Annotated in this window: 16 protein-coding genes; 6 read left to right on the top strand and 10 right to left on the bottom strand. The window is 72.2% G+C overall.

The annotated features are described in order from the left end of the window. Positions 1–106 precede the first annotated feature (106 nt). Complete coding sequence (mycP, locus tag VGR06_RS13315; protein WP_327559359.1) at positions 107–1,567, top strand: type VII secretion-associated serine protease mycosin; 1,461 nt, start codon at positions 107–109, stop codon at positions 1,565–1,567. 27 nt (positions 1,568–1,594) lie between these two features. Further along, on the top strand, positions 1,595–2,194 hold the full coding sequence (locus VGR06_RS13310; RefSeq protein WP_327559358.1) for a type II toxin-antitoxin system VapB family antitoxin: 600 nt from the start codon (positions 1,595–1,597) through the stop codon (positions 2,192–2,194). On the opposite strand, the gene VGR06_RS13305 is transcribed toward VGR06_RS13310, so the two are convergent. The 6 genes from VGR06_RS13305 to VGR06_RS13280 all read right to left on the bottom strand — a co-directional run bounded on the left by VGR06_RS13305 (position 2,092) and on the right by VGR06_RS13280 (position 7,595). Continuing rightward, positions 2,092–2,946, bottom strand: a complete 855-nt coding sequence (locus tag VGR06_RS13305; RefSeq protein ID WP_327559357.1) for an ESX secretion-associated protein EspG — start codon at positions 2,944–2,946, stop codon at positions 2,092–2,094. The genes VGR06_RS13310 and VGR06_RS13305 overlap by 103 nt on opposite strands. 16 nt (positions 2,947–2,962) lie before the next feature. Then, positions 2,963–3,292 (bottom strand): hypothetical protein, encoded by a 330-nt coding sequence (locus VGR06_RS13300; protein WP_327559356.1) that lies wholly within the window; start codon positions 3,290–3,292, stop codon positions 2,963–2,965. A gap of 18 nt (positions 3,293–3,310) precedes the next feature. After that, positions 3,311–4,969 (bottom strand): WXG100 family type VII secretion target, encoded by a 1,659-nt coding sequence (locus VGR06_RS13295; RefSeq protein ID WP_327559355.1) that lies wholly within the window; start codon positions 4,967–4,969, stop codon positions 3,311–3,313. 137 nt (positions 4,970–5,106) lie between these two features. After that, positions 5,107–5,901 carry an ESX secretion-associated protein EspG gene (locus VGR06_RS13290; RefSeq protein ID WP_327559354.1) on the bottom strand — a complete coding sequence of 265 codons (795 nt, stop codon included), beginning with the start codon at positions 5,899–5,901 and terminating at the stop codon, positions 5,107–5,109. Between the two features lie 8 nt (positions 5,902–5,909). Next, entirely contained in the window at positions 5,910–6,425 is a 516-nt protein-coding gene (locus VGR06_RS13285) for a hypothetical protein (protein ID WP_327559353.1), read from the bottom strand. 12 nt (positions 6,426–6,437) lie between these two features. Continuing rightward, a complete protein-coding gene (locus VGR06_RS13280) occupies positions 6,438–7,595 on the bottom strand; it encodes a hypothetical protein (RefSeq protein WP_327559352.1) in 1,158 nt (385 codons plus the stop codon). A gap of 85 nt (positions 7,596–7,680) precedes the next feature. Between VGR06_RS13280 and VGR06_RS13275 the strand changes: the two genes are divergently transcribed. The 4 genes from VGR06_RS13275 (at position 7,681) to VGR06_RS13260 (ending at position 10,320) form a co-directional block, all read left to right on the top strand. Beyond that, positions 7,681–8,358: a metallophosphoesterase family protein gene (locus VGR06_RS13275; RefSeq protein ID WP_327559351.1), complete on the top strand. Its 678-nt coding sequence runs from the start codon at positions 7,681–7,683 to the stop codon at positions 8,356–8,358. Continuing rightward, positions 8,351–9,208 (top strand): chromosome partitioning protein ParB, encoded by an 858-nt coding sequence (locus VGR06_RS13270; protein ID WP_327559350.1) that lies wholly within the window; start codon positions 8,351–8,353, stop codon positions 9,206–9,208. Before VGR06_RS13275 ends, VGR06_RS13270 begins: the two co-directional genes overlap by 8 nt. A 148-nt stretch (positions 9,209–9,356) precedes the next feature. After that, positions 9,357–9,635, top strand: a complete 279-nt coding sequence (locus VGR06_RS13265) for a hypothetical protein (protein ID WP_327559349.1) — start codon at positions 9,357–9,359, stop codon at positions 9,633–9,635. Positions 9,636–9,756: 121 nt separating this feature from the next. Further along, positions 9,757–10,320: a GNAT family N-acetyltransferase gene (locus VGR06_RS13260; protein ID WP_327559348.1), complete on the top strand. Its 564-nt coding sequence runs from the start codon at positions 9,757–9,759 to the stop codon at positions 10,318–10,320. Here the strand turns inward: VGR06_RS13260 and VGR06_RS13255 are convergent. The 4 genes from VGR06_RS13255 to VGR06_RS13240 form a co-directional block, all read right to left on the bottom strand. After that, entirely contained in the window at positions 10,251–11,165 is a 915-nt protein-coding gene (locus VGR06_RS13255; protein WP_327559347.1) for a hypothetical protein, read from the bottom strand. The two genes, VGR06_RS13260 and VGR06_RS13255, sit on opposite strands and share 70 nt — an antisense overlap. A 239-nt stretch (positions 11,166–11,404) precedes the next feature. Continuing rightward, the gene (locus tag VGR06_RS13250) at positions 11,405–11,845 is read right to left on the bottom strand and encodes a type II toxin-antitoxin system VapC family toxin (RefSeq protein WP_327559346.1); all 441 of its coding nucleotides are present in this window, start codon (positions 11,843–11,845) and stop codon (positions 11,405–11,407) included. Then, positions 11,842–12,141: an Arc family DNA-binding protein gene (locus VGR06_RS13245; RefSeq protein WP_327559345.1), complete on the bottom strand. Its 300-nt coding sequence runs from the start codon at positions 12,139–12,141 to the stop codon at positions 11,842–11,844. The genes VGR06_RS13250 and VGR06_RS13245 overlap by 4 nt, the downstream gene beginning before the upstream one ends. 61 nt (positions 12,142–12,202) lie before the next feature. Beyond that, a complete protein-coding gene (locus VGR06_RS13240) occupies positions 12,203–12,592 on the bottom strand; it encodes a peptidase inhibitor family I36 protein (RefSeq protein WP_327559344.1) in 390 nt (129 codons plus the stop codon). Positions 12,593–12,787 lie beyond the last annotated feature (195 nt).

Genomic DNA, 12,787 nt, shown 5'->3' with positions numbered 1-12,787 from the left:
GTGGAGATCATCGAGGCGATCTGCATCGCGGTGGTGCTCCCGCTGGCGCTGGCCGTCATGGGTCTGTACGGCACCTTGCGGCACATGGACATCGGGCTGTAGCGCGATGCGGTTCGCCACGACCACGAGGCTCGCCGCCGCAACCGTCGCCGGCCTGCTCGCCGTGCTGGTACCGGTGGCCCCGGTGTACGCCCAGCCGAGCGCCGGCCCGGCCGACCTGGGCGACACGATGGCCGCCCCGCCGCCGCTGCCGCCCGGCACCGAGCCGCCGACCGACTTCGGCAAGCCGGATGTGCCGTACAAGCAGAAGAACCAGTGTGTGACGACGTTCAACGACACCGTCGACCTGCCCAACAAACCGTGGGGCCAGATCCAACTGCGCTTCGACGAGCTGCACAGGTTCGCCACCGGCGTCGGGCAGAAGGTCGCGGTGATCGACACCGGGGTCAACCGGCACGATTTCTTCGAGGGCCGGCTCTCCGGCGGGGGCGACTACGTCTTTCAGAACGACGACGGGCTGCGCGACTGCGACGGCCACGGCACCGAGGTCGCCGGGATCATCGCGGCCAAGCCGCCGGCGAACAGCGGCATCGGGTTCAAGGGCATCGCGCCGGACGCCACGATCATCAGCATCCGCCAGTCCAGCGCCAACTACGACTACGAGCCGCAGAACCGGGACGACCCGAACGACCAGCCGCGCGAGGCCGCCGGCAACCTGATCACCCTGGCCCAGGCCATCGTGCGGGCGGCGAACGCGGTGCCGCACGGCGTGATCAACATGTCGGTGGACAACTGCCGGCGCGCCGACCTCGGGCCGATCAGCCTCGCCGAGCGGCAGGTGCAGGCGGCGCTGCGGTACGCCGTCGAGGTGCAGGACGTGGTGCCGGTGTCGTCGGCCGGCAACACCGGCGAGTCCAACTGCCCGAACCAGAACGACAGCCCGGACCCGAACCGGCCGAACTCCATCGTGATCCCGCCGTGGTTCTCCGACGACGTGATCTCGGTGGCGGCGATGGAGCGCAACGGCGACCCGGCGAAGTTCTCCGTGCAGGGCCCGTGGGTCACCGTGGCCGCGCCGGGAACCGAGATCACCTCGCTGGACCCCGGTAACAACAAGGGCCTGGCGAACCGGCTGGCCACCAGAGACGGAAAGAAGTCGGAGATCCAGGGCACCAGCTTCGCCTCGCCGTACGTGGCCGGCCTTGCCGCGCTGATCCGGGACCGGTACAAGCAGCTGGACGCCCGGCAGGTGATGAACCGGATCAAGGTCACCGCGTCCCACCCGGCGGCCACCGGCGGCCGGGACAGCCTGGTCGGCTACGGCATGATCAACCCGATCGCCGCGCTCACCGCGGAGATCCCCAGCGAGCAGGGCATCGCCGCGGACAAGGCGATCACCATCCCCTGGGAGGTCCCCGAAGCAGCCCGCCGCGACTGGGCCCCGATGACCGTCGCCCTCCTCGGCTCAGCCGGCGGCCTCGGTGTCCTCCTGCTCACCCTCTTCGTGGTCCACACCATTCGCCGCAACCGCCGCGCCCAGGAACCCGACGCCCGCCCAGGCTGGTAGCCACGGACATAGTCGAGGAGGTGTGGCGTGCAGACCGTGATTGACGTGGACGACGAAGCGCTGGAACGGGCGAAGCAGGTCCTAGGCACGACCACCAAAGTGGAGACCGTGAACGCCGCACTCCGACGTGTCGCCGAGAGTCCCCCACGAGGCGCTCAACTCCTGGCCGCGCTCGAAACTCTGGACAGGGGTGTCGCGCAGGGCATGCTCTCCCTTGCGGACAAGCTGGCGCCGCGGAGCCCCCTCCCTAGATCAACTAGTTCGGCAGCCGCCCTCGTAACCGTGTTGGCCTCCCACGTCGCTGTATTGGCACACCACGTCGCCGTGTTGGCCTCTGGCGTCGGTGTGTTGGCCGATGACCAACGACGCCGGACACCGTCGACGGCGGACCCCGACGCACACCCGGCCAACACAGCCACGTCACCAGCCAACACAGCGACGCCACGCGCCAACATGGCAACGCCAGAGGCCAACACAACAGCCGGCTCACTGGGTGGTGCCGCGCGGCACGGCCGGGTAGGTAATCAGCCGCGGATGGTTGAGGCGAGGCGGCGGAGGCGGGTGCGGAGCTCGTCGGGGGCGAACGGGTTGACGCTGAGCCATTCGCCGTCCTCGGCGAGGCGGTAGCGACCGCGGGGGGTGTCCAGCCAGCGGAGCTCCTCGCCGGCTCGGCGCCACTGGTCCTCGGTCTCGTCGCGTTTGGCCACGCCGGCCTGGCCGCTGCCGAGCACCGGCTGCAGGTGCGTGATCATGCGGCGGGCCACCCGATCGTCGATGCCGTGTGCGCGCAGCAGGTCATCGATCTCTTCAGCGGACAACGGATCCGGTACCCGGATCTCCGCTGTGCTGTCTACATCGGACGAATCAACCACAGGCTCGGGAACCCGGGCGAGCATGGTGCGGAACGCCTTCTCCACCGCCTGCCGGGGCAGGTTGAACGGCGTGCTGGAGGGCGCCGCGAGGCCGGGGATCAGCCCGATCAGGTCCTCTACCGAGTCGTCCAGCGACACCGCCTTCATCCGGATCATCCGGTCGGGCGTGCCGAGTTCCTGGGTGACCAGCAGCGCCTCGTCCCGGTAGGTCAGCACGACCGCGCCGAACACCGGCTTCTCCTTGGCCAGCACCAGATCCAGCACACCGGTGGCGTTGCGCAGCAGGTACACGAAATCGTCGGCGAGGCCGAGCGGCCCGGCCTCGTCGGCCAGGCCGCGCTCGGACAGCAACTGGCTCGCGCCCTGGAACATCACCAGGCGCTCGACCTCGGTCAGCCCGGAGGACGGGACCTCGAGCGGGAACGGCGCGTCCACCTCGGCGAACGCGCACAGCAGCTCGACCTCGACCGGGTGCATCAGCTCGCCCCGGTCAGTCCCAACTGTCATCGAGGAAACCACCGGCCTAGCTGTACTGGAGACCCTGCGCGCTGTCCACGTCGTGCGCCTCGTAGGCCGCGATGGTCCGCTCCGCGCTCTGCACGAACTCTTCCATACGCTGCAACGCGACCTGGAGTTGCCCGCGCAGGCCGATCTCACTTCCCATGCGGTCGCTGAACTTCTCGGACAGCTCCGTGCCCACCGGGCTGCTGCCGAGCATCGGGATGGCCGTGCTGGCGAGGTTGTTCACCTCGCCGGTGATCTTGTTGAGGTCCTCCTTGACCTTGGCCACCGCGGCCGCAAACTCCCGCACCTGGCTGGCCTCGACCTGCCACCCGCTGCCGTTGACTGGCATCCGACGATCCTCCTCCTGTTACAGCCCGATCACCGGGGGTGCGGCCTTGAGGTCGGTGGCGGAGAACGGGTCCTCCTCGACCGGGAACTTGCGGTGGTGCTCCTCGTCCTCGTCGCCGCGGGCGCCGGCGCCCCCCGGGCCGCCCATGCCGCCCGCACCGTGCGGGTCGAGCGCGCCGCCCCGGCCGAACCGCCCGCGGCCACGCTCGGCCTCCTCGCCGATGCCGCCCCGGCCGCCGGCCCCGAGGCCGCCCGCGCCGTAACCACTTCGGCCACGACCGCGGCCCTCGGCCTCCTCACCCGGCAGGACGCCGCCGCGCCCACGGCCCCGGGCCTCCTCGTCCAGCAGGCCGCCGCCGGGGCCACGCCCGCGGCCGCGCCCTTCCTCGTCGAACGGTCCGCTCCCGCGTGCGCCCGAAGGGAGGCCGCTCCGGCCACCCCGGCCCCGGGTCCGCTCGTCGCCGAGCCCGCCCCGGCCACCACCGGGCGGAAGGCCACCGGTGCTGCGGCCACCGCGACCGCGCCCCTCCTCCTCCGGGAACAGACCGCCGGTGCCACCTCGGGCACCCCGCCGCGCCCGCTCGCTGTCCGAGCCGCCGCGCCCGGGAAGTCCGGCCGGCGGCACGGCCCCACGGCCACTGCCGAGCCCGCGGCCGCTTCGCCCGCCCGGCCCGGTTCCCCGGCCGCTGCCGGGCAACCCGCCGAGACCGCCGCGGGTGCCGCCCGGGACACCGGGGCGCCCACCGGGGAAGAGCCCACCCGGCAGGCCGCCGAGACCGGGACCGCGTCCCGGACCGGAACCAGGACCGGTGCCCAGCGTGGGCAGGCCGCCGGACGTGGGCCCGCGGGTCAGGTCCTGCCAGCGGCTGCCGGGACCGCCACCGCCGATGGTCGGCAGGCCGCTCGGGGTCGTCGCGCCCGGACCCTGCCCCAGGATCGGGTTGGTCGCGCCCGGCGGCACCGGACCCGGCGTCGGCGTGCCGACCCCCGGGCCGGGGTTACGGTTCGGGCCACCACCCGGATTGGTGCCGTCGGACGGCCCGCCGAACTGCGGGGTGGTGCCGTCCACGCCGAGCAGCGCCGTCTCGTAGCGCTCCATGGTCTGCACGGCCTTGCGCTTGAGCTTCTTCTTGCTGCTGCCGAAACCGAACGCGCTCGCGATGCCGCCGATGGCCGCACCGAACGCGGCGCCGATCGGGCCACCGACCATGAACCCGGCGGCCGCCCCGCCGCCCGCTCCGGCCAGCCAGCTGTCGTGCGGCTTGCCCGGCATGGTGCTCTGCGCCGACTGCAGTGCGCCGCCCGCGTCCTGGATCGGGCCCGCCATCTCCTGCGCCGTCTGACCCATCTCGCCGATCCAGGTGGCGTTGTTGGTCACGTTCGCCGACGCCGTGTCCGCGGTCGCGCCCGTCCAGTAGTTCATCAGGGTGTTCATGGACCCCTGGAGGTCACCGGACGCCGTCGAGATCGACTGGCCGTGCGTGCGCCACTCGTCGGCGAGCGCGTCGAGCTGCTTCGGGCTCGCCTGGCCCGCCACCATGCCGATCAGGTCTTCCAGGCTGTAGCCGTTCCAGTTGACGCCGCCGGTGACATACCGGTCGTTCTCCATCCGGCGCTGGCGGCGCTCCTTCTCGGCCTGGACGCGTGCCGCGGCCGCCTGCTGCTGTAGCTCAACCACCCGATGGATCAGCTCTTGCAAGACCATGCCGGTGACCCCGCTCGTGTGTACGTACCGTCGCTTCCGACCGTTACGTTATCGGATCACCCCGTCACCAGACAGCCGTTCGAGTGAACCCATACGAACGTCGGGGCCAACTATGGGACGGTGGCGGCCAAACGGCGGATCGCCGAATACAACTCGTTGGGGAACAACGGGTTCACGCTCGTCCATTCCGCGGTCCCGGCCAGCTTCAACCGGCCGTGCCCGGTGTCCAGCCAGCGCAGCTCCTCACCGGCCCGGCGCCACTCGCCCGCGTAGCCCCGGCGCGCGGCGAGCCCGGCCTGGCCGTTGCCCAGCACCGGCTGCAGCTGCGTGGTCATCCGGTGAGCCAGCCGGTCGTCGATACCGTGCGTGCTCAGCAACTCGTCGAGCTCGTGCCCGCCGAGCTCCGCACCCCGGCCGGCGCGGTCCAGCAGCACCCGGTACACCGCGACCAAAGCCTTGCGTGGCAAGGAGAACGGCGTGAGCATGGCCGCGCCGAGCTCGGGGATCAGCCGCAGCAGCTCGTCCACCGCGTCGTCGGTGTGCCGCGCCACGATCCCGGTCGGCGGGTCGTTCCGGGTGAGCTCGGCGACGGCCAGCACCGCCTCGTCGCCCCGGCCGATCAGCACCGCGCCCAGCCGTTCCGCGCCGATCGCCAGCGTCAGGTCCAGCGTGGCCGGGCACTCGCGGAGGAGGCGGACGAACACCGCGGCGATGCCACGCGGTCCGCGCTCGTCGGCCAGCCCGCGGGCGGCCAGCCGCTCCCGGGCGGCCCGGAAGATCGCCTGCCGCTCGGCCGCCGTCGCCCCGGCCGAGCGAACCCGCAGCGGAAACGGCGCGGGCACTCCGGCGAACGTGCACAGGAGATCCAACTCGACCGCGTCGAGCGACGCGTCGAAACCGCTCACCGCTCCCATCAGCCGCCCGTGCCGTAGGGGCCGTAGTGGTGCTGCGCCGCCGCCTGGTCGACCTCGCGGTAGTTCCGCGCGGCCGTCTCGGCACCGGCCACGAACTCCTCCATCCGGCGCATGGCCTCGGCCAGCATCGGCCGCAGCCCGCCGTCCGCCGGTTGGTCCGGGCTGTCCAGCGGGGTGTCGAGCCGGTCGGCGAACTTCTGCTCGAGCTGCCGGGCCACCGGGCTGGTGCCGAGCTTCGGGGTGAAGGCGGCCGAGCGCATCAGGTCCACCTGCGCCTGGACGTCCCACAGCTTGTCCTTGACGCGCTCGATCGCGTAGACGAACTCCCGCAGACGGTCCGCGTCGACCGCCCACCCGCCGGTCGCGGGCTTGGCCGCCGTGGGCTCGGCCTGCGCGGGTACCGCGCTGGCCGCGGCGGCCCTCGCGGTCGGCATCGGCGGGGGTGCCGGGACCGCCCGGGCGGTGAGGCCCTCGGCCAGCGTCCCGTCCACCGGCGGTTCGTGATCGTTCGGCATGCCGTACCTCCCCTAGATCCCGATCACCGGCGGTGAGGCCTTCTTGTCGAGCGCGAACGGGTCGTCCGCCTCGACCGGCACGCGCCTGCGGTGGTCGCCGGCCATGCCCGCGCCCGCGCCGGCACCCATGCCGCCCATCGGGGCGCCGGCCCCGCCCATGCCGCCGGCGTGCCCGTCCGGGTCGATCATGCCGCCGGGAACTGCGCCCTGCCGCAGGGTGGCGGCGGCCCGCTCGGCCGGGTTCGGCGCCGCACCGGCACCCGGACCCGCGCCGGGCACCGCTCCTGGCGTGCGACCGCCGCCTGATCCGCTCGCCGGCTGTCCGGAGCGCAGGCTCAGCCCGCCGACCGCCCCGGCGCCCGCGCCGACCGGCAGCGCGCGCTCCAGGCCCGACCGGCCGTGGCCGTGCGGGTCCGAGGTGGCTGGGCCGGCGCCGCCCACACCGGTGAGCTCCTGCCAGCTCAGCACCGTGCTGGTGGTGGACGAGGTGATCGTGGTGCCGACCGGCGGCGCGGTAGGTGGCTTGGGTTCCGGCCGCGGGCGCAGCACCGTGCTCGGCCCCTCGAACTGCGGGATGGCCTGGTCGATGCCCATCGCCACGGTCTCGAAGCGGCGCATGGTCTCCACCGCCTGGCGCTTGAGGTCGGCCTCCCGCTGCTGGGCCTCGGCGGCGCTCTCGGTGCCGTTGACCGCACCCCCGATGGCCTCGCCGAGCGGGCCGCCGGCGTCACCCGCGACCGCCGCGCCGTCCGGGGCGGACCCGGGCGCGATGCCGGGGTTTCCGGTCGGCAGCAGGGGCATCTGGTCCTGGGCGGCCTTCAGCGCGCCCGCGGACTCCTCCACCGGGGTGCCGATCTCGTAGGCGGTGGCGCCCAGATCGGACAGCCACTGGGCGTTCAGCGCGACGTCGGTGCGGGCCTGCTCGGCCGCGGCGCCGGACCAGAACTCCATCAGCCCGTCCAGCGCGTCGGCCAGCTCGTGGCTGGACTCGACCACCTTGTTCCCGGTGGTGCGCCAGTCATCGGCCAGGGCCACCATGGCCCGCAGGTCGACCTTGTCGGTCACCATCGCGACCAGCTGCGGCAGCTCGTAGCTGTCCCAGTTGGTGTCGCCGGTGACGTAACGGTCGTGGTGGTGATGGTGATTGCCGTGCGGCCTGTGGTGACCCATGCTGCCCGCTTCCTTCCCGATCACCCGATCGCCAGCTCCGACTGTAACCGGTTCGACACGCCCGAGAGCACCGTACGCTCGAATCGTGCCAAGAGTGCTCGCCGTTGCCGACGAGGTGGTGGAAACCCTGTGGACCACGGGGGTTCGCCGGCACCGGGTCGACCTCGTCCTGGCCGCGGGGGATCTGCCGTTCGAGTACCTCGAATTCCTCGCCGACGCGCTGAACCGACCCATGGTGTTCGTTCCCGGCAACCACGACGCCGATCTCGCCGGATACGCTCCGGGACAGGGTATGTGGCTGCGCGGCGGACTGCCGGCGCAGTGGCCGGGCCCGGCCGGTGGCACCAATGTGGACGGTCGGGTGGTGGATGTGGCGGGGCTGCGGATCGCGGGGCTGGGTGGGTCGATCCGGTACAACGACGGGCCGAACCAGTGGACCGAGCGGCAGCAGGCCCGGCGGATGCGGAGGGTGGCCCGGTCCGCGGCGCGGCGCCGGCTGCGGGACGGGCGCGGCGTCGACGTGCTGCTCACCCACGCCCCGGCGCGCGGGGTCGGGGACGCCGAGGACCCGTGCCACCGCGGTTTCGACTGCCTGCACGACGCGGTGCGCCGGATGCGCCCGAAACTGCTGCTACACGGGCACATCCACCCGTACGGAACTCAGGTGCCGGACCGGCATATCGGTGACACCCTGGTTGTTAACACGGTTGGGTTCCGAATTCTGGACATCGCGGCCGGCGGGAAGGAGGGCGGCGATGGTTGACACCGGTTTCTCGGTGGCGGACGCACAGAACGACTTCGCCCGCGCCCGCCGGGCGCAGGTGCTGTCGCGGCTGGCCGCCTGGCTTCGGCACGGGCCGGACGACGTCGACGTGATGCTGCCGTTCGACGAGGTGGTCAGCGCGCTCGGCCGGGCGGGTGAGCGCAGGATCGGCGTGCAGACCATCCCGGTGGACTCGATCGTCGGGAGTGTCGACCGCGGCAAGGAGTTCGACCGCCGGTTCCGGCCGACCTCGGGGCGGGTGCGGGAACGCTGGCAGCGGCTGGCGCTGGCGCACCGGCGCGGTGAGGCCATCCCGCCGATCGAGGTGTACCGGGTGGGCGACATGCACTTCGTCTACGACGGCCACCACCGGGTTTCGGTCGCGCGGGCGCTGAACCTGGCCGTCATCGACGCCTACGTCTCCGTGGTCCACACGCGACTGTCCGCAGCGGGCATCTGCCACCGCCGCGACCTGCTGATCAAGGACTACCGCCGGATCTTCCTCGAGCGGGTCCCACTCGCCGGCGAGGCCCGCGCCGCCGTCATGCTGACCGATCCGTGGGACTACGCGGAGCTGGCAGAATCGATCGAGGCGTGGGGCTTCCGGCTGATGCAGCAGGAGCGGGCGTTCCTCGACCGGGCCACCGTCGCGCAGCGGTGGTACGACGAGGAGTTCCTCCCGGTGGTACGTATGACTCGGGAGGCGGACATGCTCGACACGGCCACCGACGCCGAGGCGTACATGTGGGTGGCCTGTGAGCGCTACCGTCTGATCAGGACACACCGCTGGGACGACGAGGTGATCGCCGCCCTGCGCAACGGAGAGCGCGGCCAGCCCCAGCCGCACTGATGAGTTATTCGCGGCCCGCGTAACGGTGGCCAAGCAGCGGATTCTACGGAACGTCGTTCACGAACCGGATGCCGTTCACGCGATCGGCGCCACATTTCAGGCCTATCGGTGATCGCCCGCGCGGCCGGCTGCGGTCATGCTTCCTCCCATGCGAATCCTCGGAGTGCTCAGCAGCATTGCCACCGCGGTCGCGGCCATGCTGCTCGCCGTCCCCACCGCCAGCGCCGACACCGGGGCGTGCGTGTCCTACCTGGAGGACATCGGCCAGGACACCAGCGCCCGCGTACAGATCTGCGCCAACACCGAGACCATCGGTGACACCATCTCGGAGGAGGCCGCGCTGGCCCTCTGCGTGCCGCTGATGACGGCGACCCTGCTGCCGCAGCCATTCGCCGACCGGGCCTGCCAACTCGCTGTCGAGCCGTAACACCACGCGGCCCATCACATCCCCATTGGCCCCGCCGAAACCCGGCGGGGCCTCGCCAACTGTCGCCCGCTTTGGGTTCGATCGGTGCCATTACGGCCCATGTTTGAATGAATTGGTGCTGGTGAGGACGACGTACCTGGAGCAGTTGTCGCCCGCGGACGTGCGGGCGGCGCGGTTGCCGCTGGATCTGGTCGAGGTGGTTCGGGTGCAGCGGCCGGCGCCCGAGTTCGCCCGTTTTCTGTATTCCACGGTGGGCGGCGACTGGTATTGGCTGGACCGGTTGGGGTGGTCGCGGGAGGAGTGGGTGGCGCACCTCGAGCGGCCGCTGACCGAGCTGTGGGTGGCGTGGGTGCGGGGGGCTCCGGCCGGCTACTTCGAGCTTTGCGGATCGTCCTGTGTGGACTCTTTGTCGATCGAGCTAGCGTATTTCGGTTTGCTGCCGGGGTTTCTTGGCGTCGGATTGGGCGGGCACCTGCTGACCGTTGCACTGCGGTCGGCGTGGACGCTGCACTCGCGCTGGGCGGGTGTGGCGCCGGTCGGTCGGGTCTGGGTGCACACCTGCACGCTGGACGGGCCGGCGGCACTGGCCAACTACGAAGCCCGCGGGCTGGTCGTCTACCGCACCGAGGAGGCGGAGGAGGAACTGCCGGACTCGCCGCCCGGTTCCTGGCCGGCCAGGACCTGACGGCCCCCGGGCCGGTGCCGGGCCAGGATGATCACGCCCACGATGGCCGTGACCCCGCCGGCCACCAGGCCGACCCCGCGCCACCCGCCGGCGTTGACCGTCTCGTTGAGCAGGCCGATCCCGAGCGCGGTGGCCACCAGCGGGTTGAGCACGGTCTGGCAGCCGACCACCACGTCCGGCGGGCCGCTGGCGTAGGCGAGTTGCAGCAACCAGGAACCGCCGGCGAACGCCAGCACCAGGCCGGCCACCGACAGCGGCGGGACGGCGCCCGGCCCGCCGTTCTGAAAGCTGTACGTGACGTCCCGGACCAGCACCGACACCAGGCCGTACGCCGACCCGGTGCCCGCGGCGAACGCCACGCAGCGAGTGACGCCCTGGCTCACCGCGCCGGTCAACCCGAGCAGCACCACGGCCAGCGCCACCAGCTCCACCGCCTGCAGCACGTCCTCGCTGGCGAACACCACCGGCTTCGCCGCCCCCGCCGCGAGCGCGACGAACAGCGCGACCCCGCCCGAGCTCGCCACCACCGCGAGCGAGGCGGCCGCGTCCAGCCGCGCCCCGCTGAGCCGCGTGTTGAGCACCACGCTGACCGGCAGCGCCAGCACGACGATCGGCGCAACCACGGTGACCGGTGCGAGTGCGAGCGCCAGAATCTGCAGCACGGCGCACACCGACAGCACACCGAGACCCAGCAGCCACACCCGGTTGCGGGCCAACCGGGCCAGCCCGCGCAGCCGCAGCCCGTCGTCCCGGGACTCGTCCCGCACGCCCGCGGCCTGGAGCTGGATCCCCACCGCGCTGAGCGCCGCGCCCAGCACCGCCAGCACGATGGCCAGGGCCGTCATCGCGGCACCTCGCCCGGTGGCGGTTTCCTGCTCACCGCACGAGTGAACACCAGATCCGCGCCGGGTCCACAGAGGACACGCTGGGTCGCTGCCCGGTCACGGCGCGGGCGGGAACCGAGCCGGACCGGCGGGGGTCCGGCCAGCATGGTGCCCGACGTCATGGCCGCTCCGCGAGCTCGCGCTTTTGCTGGTGGTCAACGCCGAACCGGCGCGTCGCGTTCCCGCCGCTGAGAGGGCTCTCAGCAGGGTGGTAACAGGTCGAATCCCTCCGCCCCGGCTGCCGCGCACAGCCTCTCGTCGAACGCGGCGAACGTGTGGCACTCCGGCGCCGCGGCCAGCACCAACTGGGCGGTGGCCAGCTGGACCGAGTCGTAGGCCCGCAGGCCGTGCAGCCGCGCCACCCGGGCCGCCGCTTCGAGCACCGCGCCCGAGACGGCGGTGACCAGGAACCGCGGCGGTTCCCGGCCGGTGCCGAAGTAGTCGGCCTCGAAGTCGGCGACCAGCAGCCCCGCCTGGGCGGCGGTGAGCTCGCCCGTCCGGTTCTTGCGCCAGATCGCGGCCGGCACCTCGACCCTGGCCAACTGGGACACGACCAGTACCGGCAGCGACCGGACCAACCGGTGGCCCGGCTCGTCCGCATACAGCTTCACCAGCGCGGACGAGTCAGCAAACGCGCTCATCCACCCCGTCCCTCACCAATCAGCCCGGACATCGGGGTCCCCGTCCCGGCGGCCGCACGCGCCTGCGCCAGCGCCGCGGCGTCCGGCCGGGCCCGGGCGGGGCCACTCATGGCCAGCAGCCCGGCGCGGTCCAGCCGCTCCCGCAACCGTCCGGCCGCATCCCCGGCCAGCTCGGGGTTGGTCGCGGCGTCCAGCACCCATGTCAGGTAGTCATTCATGCTCCGGCCCTCACGCCTCGCGGCCAGCCGCACCCGCTCCACCAACTCCTCGGGCGCGCGCCAGGTTACCTGTGCCATGCGTTCATTGTTGCAGGCATGCCTGCGCCCTGCCAACAGGGTTGTGGCGGCGGGCCGGGTGTCAACGACGGTCTGCACGGCTCACCTCCGGCCAGATCTGGATCGCCCGCACCACGTACGGCGCCTCCGGCACATACGTCCCGCCACCCGGATACGTGTCGAACTCGCCTTCTGTCGAGCACTCCGCATCCTGGTAAACCGTCACGTCCCGGGCCATCCGGTTGGCGAACGACCGCCCCGCCGGCACCGCCACGCACTCTCCCGGGTTCGCCGAGCCGAGCGACACCCGGCCGATCTCTCCCCGATAGCCCTCCTTCGCCCACAAGCAAAACTCGCCGCGCTCACATGTACCGCCCGGCCCAGCCCGCTCGGCGCTCACCGCCCGGACACTTCCGAGCAGCGCGGCCACGAGCATGCCGACCACCACCAACACCCGAACTTGGCTCAACATCAAGGACTCCTTTCGCTCCCGCCCACGGTTCGGGGCAGGTCGCACGAACGCAATTGGGTGTGGCTCCGCTGGAGGGAGTTGCTCGTCGTTGCCCCTCGTGTCGTCGGGCGTCGTTGCCAGCGATGTGAGGACCGGGTGAGTTCGGCCGGTGCCGTGCTGGTGAGGCAGGGGGGACAGGGGGGACCGGTGTGACCA

Origin of the sequence: Actinophytocola sp. (assembly GCF_036002505.1) — a bacterium.
In the GTDB taxonomy this organism is placed as follows: domain Bacteria; phylum Actinomycetota; class Actinomycetes; order Mycobacteriales; family Pseudonocardiaceae; genus DASYTH01.
Note: the sequence above shows the minus strand (reverse complement) of the source record. Positions and strands in the feature narration are given on the sequence as shown.

What these genes read in the sequence shown, in the direction of transcription:
- mycP (WP_327559359.1), top strand. Translation starts at nt 107, where the DNA reads ATGCGGTTCGCCACGACCACGAGGCTCGCCGCCGCAACCGTCGCCGGC.
- VGR06_RS13305 (WP_327559357.1), bottom strand. Translation starts at nt 2,946, where the DNA reads ATGACAGTTGGGACTGACCGGGGCGAGCTGATGCACCCGGTCGAGGTC.
- VGR06_RS13300 (WP_327559356.1), bottom strand. Translation starts at nt 3,292, where the DNA reads ATGCCAGTCAACGGCAGCGGGTGGCAGGTCGAGGCCAGCCAGGTGCGG.
- VGR06_RS13285 (WP_327559353.1), bottom strand. Translation starts at nt 6,425, where the DNA reads ATGCCGAACGATCACGAACCGCCGGTGGACGGGACGCTGGCCGAGGGC.
- VGR06_RS13280 (WP_327559352.1), bottom strand. Translation starts at nt 7,595, where the DNA reads ATGGGTCACCACAGGCCGCACGGCAATCACCATCACCACCACGACCGT.
- VGR06_RS13270 (WP_327559350.1), top strand. Translation starts at nt 8,351, where the DNA reads ATGGTTGACACCGGTTTCTCGGTGGCGGACGCACAGAACGACTTCGCC.
- VGR06_RS13265 (WP_327559349.1), top strand. Translation starts at nt 9,357, where the DNA reads ATGCGAATCCTCGGAGTGCTCAGCAGCATTGCCACCGCGGTCGCGGCC.
- VGR06_RS13255 (WP_327559347.1), bottom strand. Translation starts at nt 11,165, where the DNA reads ATGACGGCCCTGGCCATCGTGCTGGCGGTGCTGGGCGCGGCGCTCAGC.
- VGR06_RS13250 (WP_327559346.1), bottom strand. Translation starts at nt 11,845, where the DNA reads ATGAGCGCGTTTGCTGACTCGTCCGCGCTGGTGAAGCTGTATGCGGAC.
- VGR06_RS13245 (WP_327559345.1), bottom strand. Translation starts at nt 12,141, where the DNA reads ATGGCACAGGTAACCTGGCGCGCGCCCGAGGAGTTGGTGGAGCGGGTG.
- VGR06_RS13240 (WP_327559344.1), bottom strand. Translation starts at nt 12,592, where the DNA reads ATGTTGAGCCAAGTTCGGGTGTTGGTGGTGGTCGGCATGCTCGTGGCC.